Source organism: Streptomyces huasconensis (genome assembly GCF_021028635.1).
GTDB classification, from domain to species: Bacteria; Actinomycetota; Actinomycetes; order Streptomycetales; family Streptomycetaceae; genus Streptomyces; species Streptomyces huasconensis.
In genome coordinates, this window is record NZ_CP086119.1 from 4,369,738 (window position 1) to 4,391,640 (window position 21,903).

Sequence of the window (21,903 nt, forward strand, 5' to 3'; positions counted from 1 at the left end):
ACCACGGAAGTAGGATTGGGATCAAAAGCCATAGGTCGTCGATGGAAGCCTGGAGTCCACACTCCTCAGAGGCTTACCGGGGTTGTATTACCTCCCTCGCCGCACGGAGGATGCCTCTCGGATGCGCAATGTGAATACCCAGTATTCACGGAGTGCGGTCTTGTGAGGCGATCCGTCACTTGACCCCTCGAAGAGGGCCAAAATGCGATGGCGCATCGAGCCATTCATAATCTTCATGCCATTTGCAGTCTCCGGCGTAAATCTTCCCGATTCCGCCGTTGATCAGGAAAAGCTTGCATGGAACGCCGTACTCGATGGAAGCGCCTGCAGGTAGGTCCTTCTCTGAGGCCGGGAGCTCGTCAATGGTGAGCTCAGTCAACTCATGCGGGAGCTCCATGTGGCGAACTCTCGAAAACAGCACGTCGATGCGCTTGTCCATGTCATCTCGCTGCCCGCTTCGCAGCAAAAGCTGCGCATAGCTGAACGTAAAGTGCCAAACCTGAAAGTTGCGTTCCCAGCTAGCGATCTGCATTCGTGATGCTCCGTATTCATTCGTGCGCGCTCATTCACGTGCCGCACGGCGTTCGGTGCCCTAAACTATACCTGCGGCGCGACGCAGTGCGGCAAAGTCTGGCTGAGTCAGATGGACCCGCTCACCATTCTGCCAGAAGGTTATGGAGCTCCAGTCCCTGTCGCCGCGTCGCACAGCTTCTCCCAGGATGTTCATCTCACGTTGTGTCGTGATCCAATTCCCGCCGACTCGCCCAGCCTTATAGAAGTCCTCAAATAGCTCCTGCGGCGCCCCCTTCTTGCCGTTCTCCATCATGAATCCGTCCAGTCGTACGTGAATATTTCGGCTCGGCTGCTCGTGCGCGATATGCCGCACCACGGCCAGTACATCGTTTCTGTCAGGAATATGCATGAGATTCCTGAATCCATGCTCATCCGCGAATCGCGCCAGCTCCCCCTTGTTGCTCAGCCCCAGGGCGAGGCAAGGGGCTAGGCCCATGGGGTCCGCCCATGCCATGGGGTTGCGCACGTACGTAACGGCATTGGGGGCTGGGATAAGGCCGAGCGGGTCGGGTGTGAGATAGCGGGCGGTGGCAGGGTCGTAGTAGCGGTGAACGTTGTAGTGATGGCCAGTTTCCCGGTCGAAGTATTGCCCCGGGAAACGCAAGGGGGTGTATGCGGAGCTCAGTCGAGACCATGTAGTAGTGCCCCACAGGCTGGTGCGCGTGTGCCACGCTATGTTGCCGTCGGTGCCGATGAGCTCAGTCGGGGTGCCGACGAGGTCTGTGGCTATCGCGAAGAATCGGGCGTCGATCTCTTCCTGCGTGATCGCATCCAGACGGCGTTCTGTCTGCCCGACCGGGTGCAGGCCATCGTGGTCCCAAGTGAGGGCGACCGAGCCCTGCCATTGTTCCGGAGCGGTGGTGATTTCCTCGATGAGGACCGAGCCGGCCCAGGTGAACGTGGTCTGCTCGACGGTCGAATCGCCATTCTCAGCGAGACGTAGCTTCGCCGTTCGCCGCCCGAGCGGGTCGTAGGTATAGCGCCAGCGAGTTCCGTCAGGTGTGGTGACCTCCGTAAGTTGGTTGTCGGAGTTCCAGACGTAGTGCCAGGCGTCGGGCTTGCGGGAGAGGCGAGTCTTCTGCCGCAGCGTAAGGCGGCCGGCGGCATCGTATTCGTAGCGGATACTCCCCGCAGTGATGAGACGGGTGCCGTTGTAGTTCCGCTCGCCGCAGGCGTTGTCGTCTGGGCGGGTATCCGGCCAGGCAGCCGAGATTTGGTTGCCGACAGCGTCGTAGGCGTAGGTCTCGGACCACTTGCGTGCGCTCACACCCGTGACCCGGCCGAGCGGGTCGAGGTCGTAGCGGCTGGGGCCGCTGCGGCTGTCCTCCAGGAGCGCGAGGTAGCCATCGGCTCGGTAGCTGTAGTCGCGGGTGTGTGAGGCGCCCGTCCCACCGACCAGGCGTCGCTGGGTCAGGCGGCCGGTGGGGTCCCAGGACTGCGCAATGGTCAGGGTGCCATCGTCCAGGGTGCGCAGGAGTTCCTGCCCGGCGAGGTCGTGGCTGGAGCTGAGGGCATGACCGGTGGGAGTGACCAGTTCGGTGCGGTTACCTGCCGCGTCGTACGCGTAGCTGGTCGTGGCACCCGTCGGCGTCGTGCGGCGCACGGGGCGCCCCACGGCGTCATAGGTGTGCCGGACGGTACGCCCGTCGGTCGACTCCGCGATGAGGCGGCCTGCGGAGTCGTACGTAAGAGCCAGCTCGTGGTCCGTGTTGGCGGCTGCCAGCATTCGCCCGGCCGGATCGTAGCTGTACCGAGTGAGGAGTCCGGCGGCGTCCTTCTCTGTGAGCCGACCGAGCGCGTCGTAGGTGTAGCTGACGACGTCGCCGAGGGGAGTGGTGCGTGCGGTGGTGCGGCCTGCGGCGTCGTGGGTGTAGGTGATGGTGCGGTCGTCGAAGTCGGTCTCGGCCGTCAGGCGACCAGCCGGGTCGTAGGTGTAATCCCAGTTCAGGCCCTGGGGGTTGGTGACCTGGGTCAGGCGTAGCTCGAGGTCGTGGGTGAAGGTGTAGCGGCTGCCGTCGGGATCGACGCGGGCAGTCAGAAGGTCGAAGGCGGTGTATTCGAATGTGGTTGTCTGGCCGAGCGCGTCGGTGCGGGTCAGGCAGTTGCCTTCGCCGTCGTACGTCCACAGCTGCACCGCGCCGTCCGGATCCTGCTGGCGGGCGAGCTTGCCCTCGGGTGTCCACTCCAGGCGGGTTATCGAACCGAGCGGGTCCGTGATGGAGGTCGGGCGGCCGAAGGCATCGCGGGTGTACCTGGTCACCGCGCCCAGAGGGTCGATGACCTTCCGCGGCAGGCCCGCCCTGTCGCACTCGATACGAGTGGTATTGCCAAGTGCGTCAATGACGGTGCTGAGGTGGCCTTCGGGCGTGTGGGTGCAGCGGATTGCGGCGCCGGTGGGGTCGGTCACCGCCGTCAGGTTGCCGCGGGTGTCGTACTCGCGGCGCCAGGTGGCGCCGTCGGCGTTGACAGCCTCGACGGGCAAGCCGAGATCGTTGCGGGTGACCGTGATCGTGTGGCCGTCGGGGCGGATGACGCCGGTCGGATGACCGCGGTCGTCGTAGGTGTATCTGGTGGTGTGGCCGAGTGGGTCGGTGATCGCGATCCGCCGATGATCCTCGTCCCAGTCCTGGTGTGTGGTGTTGCCCAGGGGGTCGGTCTCGCGGATCAGGCGGTAGGCGGCGTTGTGCTCGTAGCAAGTCGTGTGGCCGAGCCCGTTGGTGACGCGCGTCGTGTGCGCTGCGTCGTCGTAGGACAAAGTGCCGGAGAGGAATCCGTCGCTGCCCTCAGTGCGGACAACGCGGCCCCGCTCGTCGTAGGTGTACGTGTAGGTGGTGTCGTTGCGGTCGGTCCACGAGGTGATGCGGCCCTCGGCGTCGTAGGTGAACCGAAGCGGCAGGCCGGAGGAGTTGGTGACCTCGGTCAGGTCCCCCTGGGCGTCGTAGCCGTACGAGACGAGGGTCGTGCCGCGGCCGTCGGGTTGTTCCGGATCGAGCAGGCGTAGGGCGCTGATGCGGGGCAGGTCGCTGTGGTGGTCGAGAGCGATGCGGTAGCCGCCGCTGTGAGCGACCTCCACCGGGGTGCCGTCGGCGGTGTAGTGCACGGTGATGCGTTGGCCGTTGCGGTCCACGATGGCCTGCAGGGGCAGATCGACCGCCTGTCCGTCATCAGCGGGGCACGGGGAGTGGAAGACGTAGGCGAGGCCGGTGTCGAGATCGGTGAGGCGCAGGGCGCCCTCGACCTCGGTGTCCCAGGTCAGGGGTGCTCGAGGGCCGAGCTCGGGGTGGACGGGAGCCTCTCCGTCGGGCGCGGGGAGCGGGTAGCTCAGCCGGGCACCGTCGGGCGCGGCGTAGGTGATCCCGTCCTCGTCGACCTGGAGGCGCTGGTCGAGGGTGGAGGCCCAGCTGGGGCCGAACCAGCCGCCCCAGCGGTACGACGAGAGGTGCGTGCGTTCCAGCACCAGGGGCAGGGTGCCCGGCAGCTGGACGTCGGTCTGGGGCAGCAGCATGTCGCCGGTGGCGACGTCGATCGGGTCCAGGGCGCACTTCTTGAGGACTGCCTTGATGGAGGCGGGCAGCTTCTCCCATTCCGATGGGCGCAGCTTGAGTCGGGACAGACCAGAGCCGTCGAGCCCCAAAGTCTTGCCGAGTTTCGCGAGCTCGCTGGGCTTGAGTTTGCCCAGGCCCTTGCTGAGGAGCTTGCCCAGACCGCCCGCACCGACTCCGAAAGCGGCTCCCAGGGCCAGGGTCTCCGCGAGCTTGTCCGGATCCTTGAACGTCCCCGGTTCCTGCAACAACGCGTCGAAGGCGGAGAACTTCATGCCCTCACCTGCGAGTTTGCCGACCCTGGCGATCGTCTTGATCTCCCCGAGGGCCTTCAGTGCCCGCTCCAGGCCGCGGATGGCCTCCATGACGGTGCGGATGACCCGGGCCATACGGCTGCCGGACTTCTCGATCCGCGCGATCAGCGCCACGACCTTCGCAGCCCGTGCCCCGGCCGCAAGGCTGCCGGCTATTGCGGAGAGGCCACCGGTCAGTACCGACAGGGCCAGGCCGGCGATCTCGAACTCCGCGATTTCGGCGAGGATGACGCCGATCTCGGTCAGCAGGTCGTGGGCCTCGTCGGCGAAGTCGTCCAGTGCCTTGGCGCCCTTGCGCAGGGAGTCCGCCATGTCGGTGGCCTGCGTGCGACTGGCTTTGGCCCGCTTGTGCAGAGCTTTGGCGGCCTTGCCCTCCCACTCCAGGTCCTTGAGTGCCGTCTCGGCGTCACGGGCGGCGGCATCGAGGCCCTTGGCCAGGGCTCGCCATTTTTTGGCTATCTCCCGGATGCCGTCCGGGTCGACGGCGGGGTCGGTGATGCCCAGGAACTCCAGATTGCTGGCGAGGGTGCTGCCGAAGGCGTGGTTGGCCTTGTTGATCCAGTGCAGGGGGTTGAGGTCCCCGGCGTCAATTTCGAACTCGGCGTCGCCGGGGATGATGTCGAAGCCCATGTACGGCTCAGCCCTTCTTGGCGCGGGCCGCGGCGGACAGCAGGACGTCCAGCAGGTCGAAGGCGTCGGAGACGTCGTCCATGAACTTTGCCTCGGCCTCCCACTCCTTGTGCAGGTCCTTGGTGAGCTTGGCGATGGTGTCCATGCCGTCCTGGATGTCGTCCTTGGCGCTCATCAGGGTGCCCAGCACGCCGAAGGCGGACAGGTCGTGCGAGGCGGCCTTGAAGTCGTGCAGCGGCTTGCTGGTGTGGTGGTCGACCTTGCCCAGCGCGGAGGCCGCCTTGTGCAGGGCTTCCGCGTCCTTCTTCAAGTCCGCCATGCGTTGTGCCCGCCCCCGTGGGTTGAGATGGTCCCGAGTGTGTCGCGTTGTGCGTTGTGTGCTCGTCGGCCGCCACCGTGGTCAGCGGTTGACGGACTGGACTTCCTGGACGTTCATGTCCTGGGTCGTCTCGAAGGTGCCGTTGGGCAGGTCGCCCTTCGCGCCGCCGGTGCCCTCCCAGGAGATTTCCCAGGTGATCGATGCCTTGAGTTGATACGGCTTCCCGTCGGCGGCCCGCAGATACGTGATGCCGCATGGCGGGACTTCACCAGAGGCGCCCTTGGTGTACGGGGCGCCGATCGAGCCGTTGTCGTTGATCTCGCAGTCACCGGAGGCGGGGTGGGTTTCCGCATCGTCGGTACCGGGCTCCAGATGCAGGGCGACCGGCTTTGCTGTGGTCTCCGCCCACAGACCGGTGCCCGGCAGGTCGGCGCGGACTGTGACGTCCTTGAAGGTTCCCTTGTCCAGCCACGCCCAAGTGGGCAAGTTCACCGTCGACTTGGCCTGCGGCTTCAGCTCGACCTCGGTGTCCGGGACCTTGATCTTGTCGTAGGCGAACGCGGCGAGCGTCTCTGGGGTTGGGGCGTGCTTGTCCTTGGGGATGGTGCCGGCATCCTGCCAGAACATGATGCGGCCGCACTCCCACGCTGCGGAATCCTGGTAGCGCCCTTCTCGGACCACGCTGCGCCAGAACATGCCCTTCTTGCCGAGGTTGTAGTCCTTGTAGCCGTCGGCGCTGGTGTCCTCGGGCAGAGTCAGGTCGAAGTTGCTGTCTGGCTTCCCCTTCTCGTAGTGGTCCACCCAGAGGCCGTTGCTCCACCAGACGTGCGCGTTGACCAGACCGCCCTCACCGGCGGCAACCGCATCCTTGAGCTCCTCCGGTGAGAAAGCAGGCTCGTACCAGCACGCCGGTGGCTCCCAGTTGGGGTCCACCGAGGTGAGCTCGCCCACGGAAGCCTTCGCTGTTCGGCCGCCGGGGTACGTGAGCGTTATCTTCGAGTTGGACACCGAGGCCATGAGCGATTTGCCGGAGGCGTCGCCACTGGGGCCTGAGGGTTTGCTCGGCTGCTTGGACTTGTCGTCCTCGCCGAACGCGTGGGCCGTGCCGGGCACCGCGACGACGACGAGCGCTGAGGCAAGTAGCAGGCTCGCTGTCCTATAGGGGCGCGCCATGCTCAGCAGCCTCCCCGGTCGGTCTCCGAGTAGCGCGTCTTCCACACACCCTGTGGCGTCTTGTCGAGCCGGTTGCGGTACTGGACGCGCGCTTTGGAGTTCTGGGGTGTGTGCTCGACCTTGCCGGTCTTGGTGTTCTTGGTGGAGCCCTTGCTCTCGTCGACGCAGTAGAACAACACGCCACTGCCGTCATCGGCGATGCTCACCTGTGGCTTCGACACCGTGGCGCGGCCGATCAGAACCAGGTCGTCGTCGACGAAGCCCTTGATCCATTTGCGGGCTGACTGGCTGGCCGCCTCGTCGGTGTAGAAGGTCAGTGCCTTGGAGTCCGGGTTTCCCTCGATGATCGCGGAGTACTCGGCCAGCAGTTCCTGTTTGCCGTCATTCAAGATCGCCTGCTTCTTGGGGTCCGAGTTCGTCCACCCTTGGAAGTCGGCCTGGAAGCTCTTGGGGAGCGTGATCTTTGGGCGGCCTGCTGCCGTGTCGGAGGGCGTAGCGGAGGTCGACGGGCTGGCACTTGATTCCGTGTCCGCCCCGGCGATCTTCTTGTTGTCCTTGTCGTCGTCCGAGCCGCCGCAGGCGGTCAGCAGCAGGGCCGCGGATGCGGTGAGCGCGGCCGCGACGAGCAGGGTCGAGCGAGTCACTGTTGTCTCCGGTGAGGTGAGGGTTAACCCGAGCGAAGCAACGCTATCCGTGACCATCCGGTGACCATGAGAGCGGGTCGGGCTTTGGCTGAGACGTAGCTGTGCTGAACCGCACCGGTTCAGGTGGAGAGTGCGGTGGCTCCGCTACGCACGCCCCTTCTCCAGATTCCCCAGCACCTGTCCAGCCACCTTGCGCACCTGGCTGTTGAGGTCCTTCCCGGTCACCACGTGGGCGGGCGAGTACCTCTCGACGTAGAGGGACTGACCTGCTCCGATGTCCACCGTGAGCGACGACCGCCAGGTGTCGCCGTACATGACCTGCCGCGCAGCGTTACGGCCCTTGAGGACCACGGGGAGCAGGTCGGTGCCGTGAACGAGGGCGATCCTGGGGTGGGCCGGCAGGGCCCAGATCAGGGCGGGCGTGGCGCCGAACGTGAGGTGTTGCAGGTGCAGTACGCCGATCTCTGCTGGATCGATCGCGGTAACCAAGGCTTGGCGCAGAGCTGCGACGTAGCGACCGAAGACGGCGCCCTCCAGGCACTTTCGGGCCACCGTCAGCAGGTTGAGCCGGGTGGTAGTTGGGGTCTGGGCATGGCGGGGGCCAGCATGAAGGCTCGTGCGGGGATGAGGGGTTTGTCGCCGGTGTAGCGGCCGGGGAAAAGTTCGACGCCGCCGCCGGGGCTTCCGGCCGGGAGGTCGAGGAAGGTGGCGGGCGCGCTAGTTGAAGCGAGGTAAAGCCAGACGTCTGCGTCGTCAGGCGCCTGCTTGTTCCTGAGGCGGGGCCGACTGTCAGTGGTGGACGCCAGACTGTCTGTCGTGGAGAGACTCATCTCGTGGATGTTGTTGGCGGCACTGGTATCTGCGCCGGTGATCTATTCATATCCCCCGCTCCGCAGGCGGGCGATCCACGCATGGACGAGTGCCGTACGCACAGTGAGACGTGGACGGCTCGCTCTCGCGGCTCGTCATGCGCAACCGCTATTCGACGAGGCCCGGGAGGTGCTCCCGGCCGCAGTTGCGGACAGAGTTCCAGCTGGGCAGGGTCTGACCCCTGATTGGATCTTGCGATGGTGGCATGCGGCGCAGGTGGCGATACCTAGCGTTGCGGCGATGTTTGCTGGATGCGGCTACTTGGTCTGGAATACCGCATCATTCTTCGCTGCGTACAGTGCTGATCGGCATGATGCCCCAGAACCGCCGCCCGGACCCTGGCACATGGTGCCTGCAGTGAGGGACTGGATCGTCTCCCTTCCCGATGAGGTCCGTTCCTGGCAGGGGCCGATCGACGTATTTGAGTCGCTGCGGGGCATCGTAATCGTCCTTGTGGCCGTACGCATGCTCCCCTTACTCGCGCGAATCCTTCACGTGACTGCGCAGTGGCCGGAACGCCGAGCGGCGACAGAACGGCAGCGGAAACAGCAGCAGCGTTGGTCTGACGGCTATTGGCGCTGTTGGCCGGTTGTCGTGCTGGTACTGACTGCTGTCGAGTGCGGGCGGGCGCGCAAGAAGTGGCAAGAGGCCAGGCCCGGGGAGGATGGCCCACGTGTCTCGCTGGGAACCGTCGAGCGAGTGTTGTGGAGGGCGCCGCGCACTCGGAGGGGACAGGCTCGGGATCATCAGGAACGTAAGACCAAGGCGCATATCGCACGCGTGGTGGGGCCTTACGAGCAGTCGAGGCAAGGCAGGACATGCACCCCAAGGAAGCGTTGGAAGACCTTACGGTCATGCTGTTGACGATCGCCGAACGGTATGCCGAAGGCCGGGTCGGTGAACTCCTTGACGAAGAGCAGATCGGTGACGCGACACCAGTCGTGCATCGGGAGCACCTGCGTCAGGCAGGAGTAGGCGTCACCGTGGTCCTCGTCATGGTGGGAGCCTCGCTCGTCGGGGTGCCGGAGGGCGCGCTCACTGCGCTCCTGCCAGTCGTCGTCCTTGCATTGGTCGTCCTCGTCTATCGAGACAGGGGACCCACACCTTCGCAGCTGACCGACTTGATCATTCCTCGGTAGGACTGGATCGCCGAGTCGCTAGTGGAGCCAGGAGGCTACGGAAGCGCGGATGTATGAGCAAGGTCGTCGTGCGATTCCGAGGGCGAGGCTGCTCTTCTCAGCGCCGGAGGGCAGCTACGAATGCTGGGGGCGCTTCTGGGGCGACCGGCCCTGTTCTGGGAGCCGCATCTCGAAGTCGGCTCCCAGATGGCTCCCAAAATGGCCCCCCAACGCAAATCAGGCCCGGCACTGATCTCTCAGTACCGAGCCTGACCTGCTATTTCAGCTGTCGGGGTGGCGGGATTTGAACCCACGACCTCTTCGTCCCGAATGAGGGTCGGCGAAGATCGACACCAGGACTGATGAGTATCTGTGCTGCTCAGGGGCTTGGAACGGGTTGGTCTCGGGTGGCCTTGATGGGCTTCCGGACGAAGATCATCTCCCAGATTTCTCCCACACCGCGAGGCAGCTGATGGACCCTGGGATCAAGCAGCAGGCACGGTTGGCCATTGCCTTCGCACATTTGCGGTGAGACCGCAGTCGGCACCTGGCGCTTCCGGCGCTTCGTCGATGGGCGGCACAACTGTCAGCGCCTGCGCCTTTCCGAGCCGATACGGGGTTGCAGGCCGTATCGGACCTTCGCCGGTCCCTCGCGCTCACTCCATAGACGTGACTCGGACCTCATCAGTGTCCAGCCGCTGTCCTCGTAAGGCATGAGTTCTCCGACGCTGAGCTGCCCCAAGAGGTGGGTCAGCTCCTTGGCCATCCGGAGATCATGCTCACGCTCCCGCGCGTCGGCATTCGTGTAGCCGTCGGCGCGAGCGCTGAACTCCTGGTAGGTCATCTCGCCGAGACGGCGTCGATGGGCGACCAGCGCCTCAGCATCGACGTATGCATCGGAGTATTCCTTGCCAAACTGGCGACCGTATCGGCGTATTCGCTCGCGTTCCCCCTCCAGCATCTCAGGGCTGATCTGCCGCTGACGGAAGGTGGCGATCTCGTCGGCACGCGATAGGAGCCAAGTCAGCGGGGAGGGGCACAGGAACACTCCCAGCCTGCCGTAGCCCTTCCATTGGCACTGCGTATATCCGACTGCCTGCGCCACCCAGCTGTAGCGCTCGCCGGTGCTGGTGTTCGGGGCGAGATTCTTGAACTCCACGCCGAAGGCCGGCTCTTGGTCGTGCCAGCCGTCCGGTTCCCGGGGTCTTAGCGCGGCGTCTATTCGAGTCTCTTCGCCAGTCCAGGAGCGGCCGGGGACCTGCTCCTCGATGTGGAACCACCGGTTCAATTTGCCGAGGACGAAGGTGGCAAGAGCCTTCTCGTTGGCGAACGTTCCGGGTTCCGGGAGTAACGCCCTCTGTCCGTATCGCACCCGGTGACTGTACGACGCAAGCTGACCATCCGGAAGGTGGCCTAGCTGCCGACAACCGCCGACGCCACGGCGCTGTCAGTCTGCGCCGGTCGACCGGCGACGGACCGGTGTTGGCACCCCCTTTCGGGCGGACGTGGGAACCGTCCGCACAGGCACGCGACCAGTCAATCCCACCGGCCGCGCTCAGTTCGGCGAGCAGGATGCGGCGGAGCTGGTCGAAGACGTCGGCCCGCTGCCTCCGCTCCAGGCGACGCCGGAGGTCTGTCCCGAACTGAACCCACCGAAACCCAGCTCGAACGGCAGAAGTTGCCGGGCTATGTCGCTGTAGAGGACGTACAGGATGCCTTACAGGCGCAGCCGGTCCTCTATCGGGCGCGACCCCGGCGCTCGGTCGGGCCAAGGCGGCAGCAGCGGCTTGATCAGCAACCACAAGTCGTCGTTCACGATCCACGTGCATGCTTCAGCGCTTCGCCAAGCTCACCTGTCAGTGGCGCCTCGTAACATCCATCTGACGGCAGCAACCTGGGAGGGGCAAGTGGCGGAGTCAGCCGAGCACGCTTTTCTTTCTGACGCAGTTCTGCAAATTCTCGAAGATGCGTCAACATCCCGCCTTTATGCATACAAAGAGGCTGATCGAAAACGCTTTGATTTTGCTTGTGATATCGCCACTAACTGGAAGAGGGCCGTTTCGGGGCAGACGCTCTGGAAGCATAGCGAGGGGATCGACAAAGATATTAGGATGCTCCTCTCTGAGTCGGAATCGGATGCCCTTGTTTATGTTGCCCGCACTACGATGAAAAATAAGTCGGTGCTGCACGAGGCTATCGCCGACTACAAAAGAGCCGGATTGACGGATAGGCTTGACCGGCTGCGCGTATTCTGGGTTCCAGAAGACTTTGATGCCGATTCCGAGAGTCACAGGAGCCTAGTCTATTCAGACCTGGAAAACTCGCTGTCCCGTGATCTCTTGCTTGCCGTTGTTCTTGGTGGCATCACTGAACGAGATGTCGCATCCTTTGCGACATGGAGTGGAATTTGTGGGCTCAGTCTGGCTGTCTTGGCTCAGGTGGAAGCCTCTGGTTTCGGTAACTACACAAGGCTCGGCAAGCAGATAGGTGTCGGGGTAAACCCTGTGAAGGAGCGGATTATTCGGTTGAATCTCACGGGGTTTATTGTGCACAGTCCAGACCCTCGAAAATCTGGAACCATTTACGAGGTGTCACCTAAGGGGTACGCTCTTATGGATCTCTGTGGGAGGCTTGCTGCCGAGCGCGATAAGGGAGGAAACGTGGATTCTGGGTTGAGGCACGTGTGCTCGCTGCTGGGTATCGATCTGAGGAAAGTTGATCTCTGGCCTTTCATTCCTGAATATGATGCACAGATTGATGGCGGTTCGAATCCTCACCTTCGCCGCGATACCTCTTCAAGGCTAGCCAGGGAGATTAACTACGCGCTTGCAAGATGGGGTGTGGTGCTTCCAGATCCGCACTACGAAATCCCGCGCCTGGACATTTCTTGAGGTCGGCGGCGGATTTGGTCTGAAGCTGCTTTGGGGTGAGTGACAATGGCCCATAAAGCTGATGGCGAATCGAGCAGCCTGTGGACCTGCTCGTTTATTGCTCGTACGCCCAGGCCCTGCCGGTCTGCCGGTACTCCTCCACAGGGATCGGCTTGACCCCTGTGCGCATGCGGGCGGTGTAGAGCAGGCCGTCGAGGTGGTCGATCTCGTGGTGGATGAGGCGGGCGAGGCCGCGTTCGTACATGGTGGTGACGGTCTCGCCGGTCAGGGTCGTGGTCTCGACGGTGATCTTCAGGGGGCGGGGGACGAGTCCGCGGACGTCGAAGAAGCTCAGGCAGCCTTCGTACTGCTCGTCCAGTTCGTCGGAGCGGTCGGTGATCTGCGGGTTGAGCAGGATGATGGCGGGCGCGTCGCCGGGCGGCTGGACGACGGCTGCGGAGCGGCCGATGCCGATCTGCGGGGCGGCGATGCCCATGCCCTTGGCGAAGGGGTGGACCTGGCCGATCCGTTCCATGGCGGCGAAAAGCTCGTCGGTGATGCGCTCGGCTTCGTCGCGCTCGTCGGGCAGCGTGAAGGCGCGGGCCGCTTCGGCCAGGATGCCGGCGCCGTGCTGGACGACCCCGAGGTCTCGCATCTGCTGGCTGGGCCGCACATCAATCACCTGAAGTCCCCTTGCTCCGTGTCGTGTTCGGGCCGTGCCCGGAACCTCCACTCAAGACGGTACCGAGCATGGAGGGCGGGCGTGGTCGTGATCCAGGTGAATTGCCTCAGTTCACCGTCGTCGCTGCGGACGGGCGGGGTCCGCAGAGGCGACGCTTCGGCGGTCATGGAGGTCTCGGTGCCCCACACGACGGGGTCGAGGGCGGCGGGGAAGGCGAGCTGGACTTCGAGTTGCTCGGTGGGCAGGCGCACGGCCCGCTGGAACCAGTTGCCCCATTTGTCGTCGCCGACGGTGTAGGCGTATTCGATCCATACGGATTCGCCGGGGTAGAGCGGGAAGCGGCCGTGTTCGTTGTCGAACAGCAGCCAGACTTCCTTGAAGGCGTCGCGGTCATGCTTGGCCTGCCAGCGCATTGTCTCGCCGCGGCAGGTGGCGGTGAGATCGAGTTCGTCCCAGGTCAGCGGGTGGGCTCGGTAGTGGGCGTTGGACTGCTCGGGGTCGCCGGGATAGCGGTCGACGGAGATGCGGATCAGGTAGCGGGTGACCGGTTCGTCGCCGGTGTTCCTCAGTAACCGCCTCATGGTGAGCCGGTAGGAGTGGCCGTCGTACTGGAGGCGGGCAGCGTCGTGTTCGACGACAAGCGCGGATCCGGTGGCGTACGGCTGCTCATGCCTGCGCTGGGCCGGTGGGGCCGTAGGTTGGCGCCGGGACTTCGTCCGGGCCTGCTCGTAGTCGCACCAGCGCCGCCAGATCGCCTTCCCGGCGTTCAGGTGCTCGTCGGCGAGCCTGGCGAACTCCTCGGTGGGCTTGTGGCGGCCGGACTCGACGTGGCTGACGTAGGACGGGTCGAAGCCCATGGCCAGCGCTAATGCCCGCTTGGACATGCCGCGTACTTCCCGCCATCTGGCTACCTCGGCCGCGAAGCCCTCGGCCGCCTGCTCGACGGTGATCTCCTCGCTGTGCGCGTCCATCGAAGCCCCGCTCCGCGTCACTTGGTGAGCATGAATGAACCGTGAGTGATCCAAGTTCATCATCCCGTCACGGCATGCGTCGCCGTTTTCCTTCTCTCAGCGGCCCGGATCGACCCCCGGGCGGATGAGGGAGGCGACGCAACCATGCGCGTGCTGTATCTGCTGAACATCTCCAACCCCGACCGGCTGTCTGCGGATTCGGGTTGGATCTTCGCGGATCTGCTGGCCCCGGCCCTGGTCGACGCTGGGGCGGAAGTGACTGTTGCGGCCCCGGCGGCGGCCGGGGATGCCCGCTGCGGATTCCACCGGACGAAGGTACCGGGAACGAAGTACCGGGCCCGGTTCTCGGCGGACATCGACGAGTTGGTGGCCTTGATCGGCTCGGAGAAGCCGGACGTCGTGGTGGCCAACCAGATCGAGGAGGCCCCGGCTGTCCGCACGGCTCTGCTGGAGGGCGGGTCGGATGCGCTGCTGGCCGGGTACTGCCACTACCTGCCGTTTTCGTTCGCGGGCGGCGGGCAGATGCTGCTCGACCCGTCGCTGGATGATGCGGGGCTCGGGAGGCCGGTCCTGCTGGCGTTCGCCGCGGGCCTGGCCGCGTGCGACCGGGTGATGGTCCACTCCTCCACGGCCGCCTCGTGGGTGTCGGCCGCCGCCGCCCGGATGACGGTGGACCTGGGCGACCGGCTGCGGGTCGTGCCCGCGCCGCGTGACGAGCGTCTGGTCCGCGACCCCGCCACGGTCCAACCCACGACCGGCACGGCGATCGGTATCTACAACCACCGCCTGTACGCGCACTACGGCACCGAGCAGTTCGTGGGCCTGGCCCGCCAGCTCAGCGACTCCGGCACCGTGCGACTGCGGGTCTTGGACCTGTTCGGCCAGCGCCGTCCCGAGCGCAAGGGCCTGGACGCCAGCCCCGAGAAGATGCGTGACCAGCTTGCCGCGCTGCCGCACGTGCAGGTCGTCTCCGACCGTGGCGACCGCGTCCGCTACAAGAACCTGCTGGCCGGCGCCCGCTTCGGCATCGCCCCGTTCCGGCCCGGCTGCCCCTGGTCGATGAGTGTCATCGACTGCCAGGGCATGGGCCTGCCGGTCATCTCGCCCCGACGGGGCTGGCTCGCCGAACACATCGACCCTGAGCTGTGCTTCACCACCCCGGCCGAAGCCGCCGCCCTAGCCGAACGCCTTGCCACGGACGACGAGTTCCACGCCGTCCACGCCAAGCGGGCGCACGCCTCCACCGTCGACTTCGCCCCCGCCCTGGTCGCCGCCCGCTACCTGGAGGCGATCTCGTGACCGGTTTCGACGCCGTGTTCCTCTCCTACGACGAGCCGATGGCCAACTCCCTGCATTCCCGGCTCCAGCGGACGCTCGGCGGCACGGTCAAGCGCCTGCACGGGGTCCACGGGATGCGCCGGGCCTACCGGCTGTGCGCCGAGGTCGTCGAGCGCGAGCAGTTCTTCCTCGCCGACGGAGACTTCGCCATCGACACCGACTTCGACCCCGCCACCGTCGAACCACTGGAGGAAGGCGTCTCCATGCGGGTGTGGCGGGCGGTCAACCCGGTCAACGGCCTGACCTACGGCTACGGCGGCCTGAAGCTGATCCGCCGCAGTGCTCTGCGGGAGATGGGCGACGCCGTGGACGTGCTTGCCGCTCTGCCCGGACGGATCGAATTCGCCCAGCACACCGCCGGGATCACGCGGTTCAACCAGAGCCCCTTCCACGCCTGGAAGGCGGGATTCCGCGAGTGTGCGATGCTCGCCCGCGGCAGCGAGTACGGCATGGCCGACGACGACGCCCACCAGCGCGTCGATGCCTGGATGCGCAGCCGCAGCGGCGAGTTCGCCACCTACGCCGCTGCCGGGGCCAGGGAGGGCGTCTCCTTCGCACGCCATGCCGCACGTGACCCGCAGCAGTTCGACCGCCTCAACGACCCCACCTGGCTGCGGGAGAGGTTCACCGCTGCCCATGGGGACCAGGCGGTGTCCGGATGAGGGGCAGACTCGTGCTCATCGAGCCGTACGCGAACCGCCTGGGCGGGCATCACCAGCGCACACTGGTGGCCCTCGCCCAAGCTCGGCCCGGCAGCCTCGTCATCGCCCCGCACGGGATCGCCTCCGAATCGGTACGTGCCTTGCACGAGGCGGACGCCCGCCTGGTGACCGCACCGGCCGGGTCGGCGGCAACCGTGCTGCTGGCCGTCTCCCGGGTGGTGGCGGGGCTCTCCGCGGCCGGACAGCGTGTGTTCCGCTCGCGCCGCTGGCCCCGCCGTCTGCGGAGGGTGCCGCACCAGATCACTCTCCTCGCCCGCTGCCTGACCGAGGCGTCCGCCCTGCGGTCCTCGCGCCGGTTAGTGTCCGACGCCGACGCGGTGGTGATCCTGACCGCGAGCGAGGCCCTGCACGGGGCCGCCGCCCTGCTCGGCGGGCAGCCGCACCTTCGGTTCGTCCACGAGGCGGTCACGGCCGAGGACGCCGTCGTGCGGCTACTGGGCCGACTCGCCCGCCGGGGCGAACAACGGGTGATCGCCGTGTACCCGACCCAAGCCGTCGGCGATCAGTTCGCAGCGGCCTTCGCCGACCTGCCCGCGGTGGTGGGCGCCTTCGCGGTCGACGACGGCCGCCGCCTGAGCGACGCCGAACGCGACGGAGGCCGGGCCGCGTTCAACATCCCCGCCGCCGAGGTGGTGGTCTGCCTGGTCGGCGGTTGGTGGCCCTACAAGGACATCACCGTCGTCGATGCCGCCCTGGCCCGGCTCAAGGAGCCCCTGCACCTGGTGGTCACCGGCTCCCCGCTCGACGAAGCCTTCCTGCAGCGGTGGCGGTGCCTGCCCGGTCTGCGGGTGCACACCGTGCCCGGCCCCGTCAGCGACTCCGTGCTGCGGCTCGTGTACGCCGCCGCCGACGCCGCCCTCGTCACCCGCCGCTCCGGAACCGGCAAGGAATCCGGACTCATCATGGACGCCGCCCGCCTCGGCGTCCCCCTGATCATCTCCGAACACGACGGAGCCCTCACCACCCGCCTGCACGGCCAGCCCTGGGCCCTGATGTTCCCCGCAGGCGACCCGGACGCCCTCGCAGATGCCCTGCACACAGTCATCCGTCAGCCGCCCCCGCTGCCCGGACCGGAGGCCCCGGTTCTGCTCGGGATGCGGTCCGCCGCGGAGCAGGCCGACTTCCTCACCCGCACTTTCGCCCCCTTGCGCACGAAGGAGTCCTGAATGCCGAGCACGCCTCCCGCGCTGATCGCCGTCGTCGGCCCCGTTGAGCCGCCGCTGCTGGCCGCCTGGGCCCGCCACTACCGGTGGCTGGGCGTCGAGCGGTTCCTGATCGCCTTCCACTTCCCCGACCACGTCCCCGACCGGCAACGACACGAACTCCAGGCCGCGTGCCGGGAGCTGGGCATCATCCCCACAGGCACCAGCACCGGCCCCTGGCACGAGCACACCAACACTCAGCTCCGCGACGCCCTGCGGCACCGGGCCGGTCCCGGCTGGCACCTGTTTGCCGACGCCGACGAGTTCCAGCAATACCCCGCCCCGCTGAACGAGGTGATCGCCCAGGCCGAGAAGTCCGGAAACCCTGTGGTGGGCGGTCTGATGCTCGACCGCGTCGCCGCGAGCGGACGCCTGACCGGCTGGCGGCCCGAAGGCGGACTCGAACTCGCCTATCCTCTCGGCGGCCACCTCACCCACCGGCTCCTGCACGGCGACCCGAGGAAGATCGTCCTCGCCCGCCACGACGTCACCGTCTCCTCCGGCAACCACCGCGCTCCGGGCCACCGGCCGGACGCGGACCGCATCTGCGCGGTTCACCATTTCAAGTGGCGCTCGGGCGTCCTGGACGACCTGCGCCGCCGGGTCCAGCACTTCGCCTCCGGCACCTGGCAGGAACACACCCCCGCCGTCCGCGACGAGGCAGGCCGCCTGCTGGCCCACGTCGGCCAGCACGGCGGCGTGATCAACACCAGCGATCCGCGGCTCGCCTTCCGGCGGGTAAGCCTGGACCGGATGCCCTTCAGCTGGCCCTCCGAGGCCCGCAACATCTTCACCACCTGGCGCCCGCACGCCCACAGCGGCCAGGATTGACAGCGAGACTCTCACTCGCGGACACCACGTCGCGGAAGGATGACCACGTGCCCCTCGCCGTACTCCTGGCCGGCCTCACCGGCTCCGGGAAGACCACCGTCGCCCAGGCCCTGGCCGACCGCGGCTACCTCCGGCTGTCCGTGGACGAAGAGGTCCACCGTCTCCACGGCCGGTACGGCGTGGACTACCCCGAACACACCTACTTCGAGCGCGAACGGCCTGTGGTCGAAGCGACCCGGGACCGGTTCATCAAGGAGATCGAGGCTGGCAACGACGTCATCCTGGACCACGGGCTGTGGCGCCGCGCCGAGCGCGACGCCTGGCGGCAGGCCGCCCGCGAAGCAGGCGGCCTGCCCGTTGTCGTCTACCTCCCCGCCGACCGCGACGAACTGCTGCGGCGCCTGACCGAGCGCAACGCACGCGAGGACGCCAACGCGCTGACCGTCACCCCCGAAGCCCTGGACGACTTCTTCGCCCGCTTCGACCCCCCGGCCGACGACGAAGACATGATCGTCTACACCGGTGACCTGGACGTACTGGTGGCGGCACTCACCGAAGCCCGGGGGCGGTAAGGCCGCCAGGGTCTTGGTCCGGAGGCCGTCAGCAGCACGACCCGTACGAGGCCGTGCCGCTGCGAGCGGCGGGCAGGCGGCGGACGTGCCCGGCGCCTCACGTGGAGTCGAAGCCGCATAGCGCCGACTCATCGTGAGGTTCGCGGTGGGTGTGTCAGCGTCGCCGCGCCTGGGGCGACTGTGGTTGAGCGGCCGGAGCAGCCGGTGGAGATTGCACCAGCGTGCTCGACCGCCGTGCCGCACTCTGCGCCTGTGCCGCACGTGCGTGGGCGCTGGGCGCCGACCTCGTACTGAGGCGTTCGACGCGCCACGTCAGCACCCGCGCGGGTCGGCGGGCATCATCGAGCGCACGCTGGTCGGCGGCCTGTTGCAGGAGCTGCTTCGGGTCGTGCCCGGCTTTCTCTGCGTCCGCGAGCACGGCAGCGAGCGCGTCGAAGGCCGGATCCTCCAATACCTGTTCCGCGTGATCGGGCATTGTCTGCCGGATGAGGAGCATGTGCCGCTCCACTACCTGAGTGGGTGGCCTGCGCTGGGCGAGCACGGTCAGTGGCGCGATGGCAGTTTGTTCGTAGGCGGCCTGGAGGTGGGCCAGGGCCTGGTGGGCTGCGACCACCTGTTGGTCGTGGTGGCGGAGCTGGTGCCAGCGGGCGGCGGCGGTGACGGCGAGGATCGCGGCGTCGAGGAACATCGCCAACAGGGTGCCGTCCTTGGGGGTGGGCTCGCGGACCATGGCTCGCACGGCACCGCGCAGGGCGCGGGCGTGCCGGTGCTCGGCCTGGATGCGGGAGCGAGTGGCGCGCTCGAACGCCTCAGATGCCTGCCGGAGTTGGTTCTGAATTGCCTGGGGTGCGCGAAGGGGCAGGGCGTCGAGGGCTTCACCCAAAGCGGCAAGGTGGGCTTGGGCCGCTGGGCCTTCACCGTGCTCAAGGCGATGGGGGATGCGCTCCACGGCGGCGGTGGCCTGATGCCACGAGTTGGTCTTGCGTGGGCCTTGTCGCGGTTCGGTGGCGTCGAGGCGCTTGCGGATCTTGGGAAATGACAGGTCAGGAGAGAGCTCGGAGCCTGAGTACCAGACCGGCTCCTGCACGGCGTTGACGTCGCCTTCGAGGGCGACGGTGTAGCCGCGTACGTCTCCGGACGGGAAGTGCTTGACGTCCACGAGGATGCCGTCGGTGTGCTCCAGCAGGTAGATGAACTCTTCGGTGCTGGTGGCGGCGGCCACGGCGGTACGCACCGTGGTGCGCAGGCGTTCGCGTGCGGTGCGGGCCTGGCCGGCGCGCTTGGTCTTTTCCTGCTCGGCACGCGTGGGACGTTTGGCGGCGGTGCGGTCCCCACGCGCGACCTGGTGCAGGCCGTACTCCTTCTCGATGGCGGCGAGTTCGCGGTCGGCAGTGAGGTAGTCGTTCCAGTGACGGGCGGTACGCAGATCGGCTCGGACCTTGGTCGCGGCGATGTGGATGTGGTCCGGCGCATGCCGTACGGCGACCCATCGGCAGCTGTCCGGATCACCGGTGGGCGCGATGCCGGTGGCGGCGACGACGCGGCGGGCGATGTCGGCCCATTCCTCGTCGCTGAGGTGCCGGTCGGTCTCGGCGGCACGGATCGAGCAGTGCCACACGTGCTTCTCGGGGGCGCGGCCGAGCCGCTCGGCCTGCTTGACGTGCAGGTCGAGGTCGGCGACGAGGAAGTTCTTGGTGGCGGCGAAGTCGTCGGAGCGGCCGGGGTCGGGGGCGAAGCCGTCCCAGGAGGCGACCAGGTGGGGGTCGGTGTGGTCCTTGGCTTTCTTGGTGTCGTACAGGTAGCGGATCAGGCCGGCGGTGGTCTTTCCGCTGCTGATCTTCGCGATCACCGGGGCGCCTTGTGGCTGACAGCCTGGTTGGCGGCTGCCGCGATGTGGCGCACGGCCGTACCGACAGCGTCCAGGGTGCGGTCGGTCTGGGCCAGCAGGGCGCTGTCCCCAGGGTGTGGATGGCCGCCGGAGTTGAGCTTCTTGGCGATCCGGTTGACGTTGTGGCCGATGGCGGCGACCTCGCGGCGCAGGGCGTTGAGTTCGTCGATGTAGTCGTCGACCGGGGTGCGCTGGCCGGGCACGGTGAGGTCGCCGTGGACGTGGGCGAGGGTGACGACCGCAACGTAGTGGGCGCCGCTGACGTTCAGCGACCTGGCCTTGGCGAGGATGGCGGCCTTCTCCTCGACGCTGTAGCGGGCATCGACCCGCTTCTTGCGCTGGCCGTTCACGTCGGGCTTGCGACGTCGGGCGACACGGTGCAGGGCGGCGACGTCGGCAGCACGTGGCAACGGCGCGTCGGCAGCAGCGGCGGGATCGGTGTTCGTCGGCTGTTCCTCCTCGGGCACCCCCTGGTGCCCGAGTGCCTTCGCCACCCCCGGGGCGGAGGCTTCCCCGTGAGACCGGCCTGTGGACGGTCCAGCGGGATACCTTGCTGACTCGGTCGTGGGTGCTGTGGCCTTGGCTATGTCCTGGTGTGCGGTGGACAGTTCGTGCTGTGGTGCGGGCATCGTGACCTACTCGGTGGTGGTGTGGCCTGGGGAGTGCGGTGATGTCGGGTCGACTCGTCGCGGAAGGGAGACTCGTCCCCGCGCTGACGTGCGCGGGGACGAGAGATGCGGGATGCGGTTGGCAGCGGCCTGTGGTCAGGAGGCGATCGCTGCTGGCGCGGTCTCGCTCGGTTCGGCTGCGGCGGCTCCGTCGAGTTCGGCCTGGAGCGCGTCCTTGACGCGTTCCGCCTCGTCCTTGCCGATCGAGCGGCCGGTGCCGCGGACCGTGTCCTCGATGTGGCGGCGCGAGGCTTTGCCTCCGCGCCCACGAGGCGCACGGCGGGCGAGCGCGAGCAGCTCGGGGTCGACGGCGTCCGCCTCATCTTCGGCGGGTGCAGGGGAAGAGGCGGAAGAATCCGCCACATCGTCAGCCTCTTCCGCCACGCCTGCCGAGCCGCCCGCCACCTTGAGGCGCGTAGGCAGGTGGACGTCGGAGGTGGCGCCGCTGGCGACGTGCTCGGCGCCCTCCTGCTCAGCGGACAGCGCGAGGTCACGCTGGATGATCTGGTAGAAGTGCACCGCGCCGGCCAGGGCAAGCGGCGGGAGCGCAGAGAGCACGGCTACGGTCCAGTCGCTGAGCTGTAGACCGCCGTCCAGGGCTTGCTGGTTGAGGCGTACGGCGTGCAGCGCGTTGGCCCAGATGCTCAGCGTGGTGGCCAGGATGACGAGGATCCACACGTACAGGCGGGCGGCCGTGGAGGCGGTGCGCACCAGGAGCAGGGTGCCGATGCCGATGGCGATGAACCCGTCGATGACGAGGGGGAAGCCGATGGCGAAGAGCGGGCGGATGTGGGCGGAGACGGCCATCTGCCGCAGGGCGTCATAGGACAGGACGAAGCCGATGGTGCCGAGCAGGGCGATGCCGAAGCGGATGGCGCCGGTCTTGGGCGCAGAGGATCCGGATGCGTGCGGGGGCAGGGGAGACCTCCGGTGGGTGGGGGCACCTGTGAGCAGGCAAGGCAGCGGGGCAGGGCGC

Annotated in this window: 18 protein-coding genes and 1 pseudogene; 7 read left to right on the top strand and 12 right to left on the bottom strand. The window is 66.9% G+C overall.

Translation table 11 applies throughout. The annotated features are described in order from the left end of the window. Nucleotides 1-175: 175 nt before the first annotated feature. The 6 genes and pseudogenes from J2N69_RS19970 to J2N69_RS19995 form a co-directional block, all read right to left on the bottom strand. A complete protein-coding gene (locus tag J2N69_RS19970; protein ID WP_161235438.1) occupies nt 176-532 on the bottom strand; it encodes a hypothetical protein in 357 nt (118 codons plus the stop codon). Between the two features lie 60 nt (nt 533-592). After that, on the bottom strand, nt 593-5,059 hold the full coding sequence (locus J2N69_RS19975) for a DUF6531 domain-containing protein (RefSeq protein ID WP_230902000.1): 4,467 nt from the start codon (nt 5,057-5,059) through the stop codon (nt 593-595). Nucleotides 5,060-5,066: 7 nt separating this feature from the next. Further along, nucleotides 5,067-5,378 (bottom strand): hypothetical protein, encoded by a 312-nt coding sequence (locus J2N69_RS19980; RefSeq protein WP_230902001.1) that lies wholly within the window; start codon nt 5,376-5,378, stop codon nt 5,067-5,069. Nucleotides 5,379-5,459: 81 nt separating this feature from the next. Next, nucleotides 5,460-6,551 (bottom strand): hypothetical protein, encoded by a 1,092-nt coding sequence (locus J2N69_RS19985; protein ID WP_230902002.1) that lies wholly within the window; start codon nt 6,549-6,551, stop codon nt 5,460-5,462. A 2-nt stretch (nt 6,552-6,553) separates the two neighbouring features. Continuing rightward, nucleotides 6,554-7,195 carry a hypothetical protein gene (locus J2N69_RS19990; RefSeq protein WP_230902003.1) on the bottom strand — a complete coding sequence of 214 codons (642 nt, stop codon included), beginning with the start codon at nt 7,193-7,195 and terminating at the stop codon, nt 6,554-6,556. Nucleotides 7,196-7,549: 354 nt separating this feature from the next. Continuing rightward, nucleotides 7,550-7,905, bottom strand: a pseudogene (locus J2N69_RS19995) (glycosyltransferase); the annotation flags it as partial. Nucleotides 7,906-8,883: 978 nt separating this feature from the next. Between J2N69_RS19995 and J2N69_RS20000 the strand changes: the two are divergent. Beyond that, nucleotides 8,884-9,204: a hypothetical protein gene (locus tag J2N69_RS20000; protein ID WP_205034997.1), complete on the top strand. Its 321-nt coding sequence runs from the start codon at nt 8,884-8,886 to the stop codon at nt 9,202-9,204. Nucleotides 9,205-9,769: 565 nt separating this feature from the next. On the opposite strand, the gene J2N69_RS20005 is transcribed toward J2N69_RS20000, so the two are convergent. Continuing rightward, complete coding sequence (locus J2N69_RS20005) at nt 9,770-10,555, bottom strand: hypothetical protein (RefSeq protein WP_230902004.1); 786 nt, start codon at nt 10,553-10,555, stop codon at nt 9,770-9,772. A gap of 415 nt (nt 10,556-10,970) precedes the next feature. Here J2N69_RS20005 and J2N69_RS20010 point away from each other — a divergent pair, with 415 nt between their 5' ends. After that, on the top strand, nt 10,971-12,074 hold the full coding sequence (locus J2N69_RS20010; protein ID WP_230902005.1) for a hypothetical protein: 1,104 nt from the start codon (nt 10,971-10,973) through the stop codon (nt 12,072-12,074). Nucleotides 12,075-12,168: 94 nt separating this feature from the next. Here the strand turns inward: J2N69_RS20010 and J2N69_RS20015 are convergent, their stop codons facing one another. Continuing rightward, complete coding sequence (locus tag J2N69_RS20015) at nt 12,169-12,735, bottom strand: peptide deformylase (protein WP_230902006.1); 567 nt, start codon at nt 12,733-12,735, stop codon at nt 12,169-12,171. Then, nucleotides 12,732-13,706: a helix-turn-helix domain-containing protein gene (locus J2N69_RS20020; protein WP_230902007.1), complete on the bottom strand. Its 975-nt coding sequence runs from the start codon at nt 13,704-13,706 to the stop codon at nt 12,732-12,734. The genes J2N69_RS20015 and J2N69_RS20020 overlap by 4 nt, the downstream gene beginning before the upstream one ends. A 144-nt stretch (nt 13,707-13,850) precedes the next feature. On the opposite strand from J2N69_RS20020, the gene J2N69_RS20025 reads away from it, so the two are divergent. From J2N69_RS20025 to J2N69_RS20045, 5 genes are read left to right on the top strand one after another with little or no spacing between them, the layout of a single operon-like run. Further along, on the top strand, nt 13,851-15,005 hold the full coding sequence (locus J2N69_RS20025; protein WP_230902008.1) for a glycosyltransferase: 1,155 nt from the start codon (nt 13,851-13,853) through the stop codon (nt 15,003-15,005). Continuing rightward, nucleotides 15,002-15,706 carry a hypothetical protein gene (locus tag J2N69_RS20030; RefSeq protein WP_230902009.1) on the top strand — a complete coding sequence of 235 codons (705 nt, stop codon included), beginning with the start codon at nt 15,002-15,004 and terminating at the stop codon, nt 15,704-15,706. The genes J2N69_RS20025 and J2N69_RS20030 overlap by 4 nt, the downstream gene beginning before the upstream one ends. Further along, entirely contained in the window at nt 15,703-16,932 is a 1,230-nt protein-coding gene (locus tag J2N69_RS20035) for a glycosyltransferase (protein WP_230902010.1), read from the top strand. The genes J2N69_RS20030 and J2N69_RS20035 overlap by 4 nt, the downstream gene beginning before the upstream one ends. After that, on the top strand, nt 16,933-17,799 hold the full coding sequence (locus tag J2N69_RS20040) for a glycosyltransferase family 2 protein (protein ID WP_230902011.1): 867 nt from the start codon (nt 16,933-16,935) through the stop codon (nt 17,797-17,799). It begins immediately after the preceding gene. Nucleotides 17,800-17,846: 47 nt separating this feature from the next. Further along, a complete protein-coding gene (locus J2N69_RS20045) occupies nt 17,847-18,371 on the top strand; it encodes a P-loop nucleotide/nucleoside kinase family protein (RefSeq protein ID WP_230902012.1) in 525 nt (174 codons plus the stop codon). Nucleotides 18,372-18,525: 154 nt separating this feature from the next. On the opposite strand, the gene J2N69_RS20050 is transcribed toward J2N69_RS20045, so the two are convergent. The 3 genes from J2N69_RS20050 to J2N69_RS20060 form a co-directional block, all read right to left on the bottom strand. After that, entirely contained in the window at nt 18,526-20,220 is a 1,695-nt protein-coding gene (locus J2N69_RS20050) for a relaxase/mobilization nuclease domain-containing protein (protein ID WP_230902013.1), read from the bottom strand. Next, nucleotides 20,217-20,753: a MobC domain-containing protein gene (locus J2N69_RS20055; RefSeq protein ID WP_330166819.1), complete on the bottom strand. Its 537-nt coding sequence runs from the start codon at nt 20,751-20,753 to the stop codon at nt 20,217-20,219. The genes J2N69_RS20050 and J2N69_RS20055 overlap by 4 nt, the downstream gene beginning before the upstream one ends. 270 nt (nt 20,754-21,023) lie before the next feature. After that, complete coding sequence (locus J2N69_RS20060; protein WP_230904787.1) at nt 21,024-21,845, bottom strand: DUF2637 domain-containing protein; 822 nt, start codon at nt 21,843-21,845, stop codon at nt 21,024-21,026. Nucleotides 21,846-21,903 lie beyond the last annotated feature (58 nt).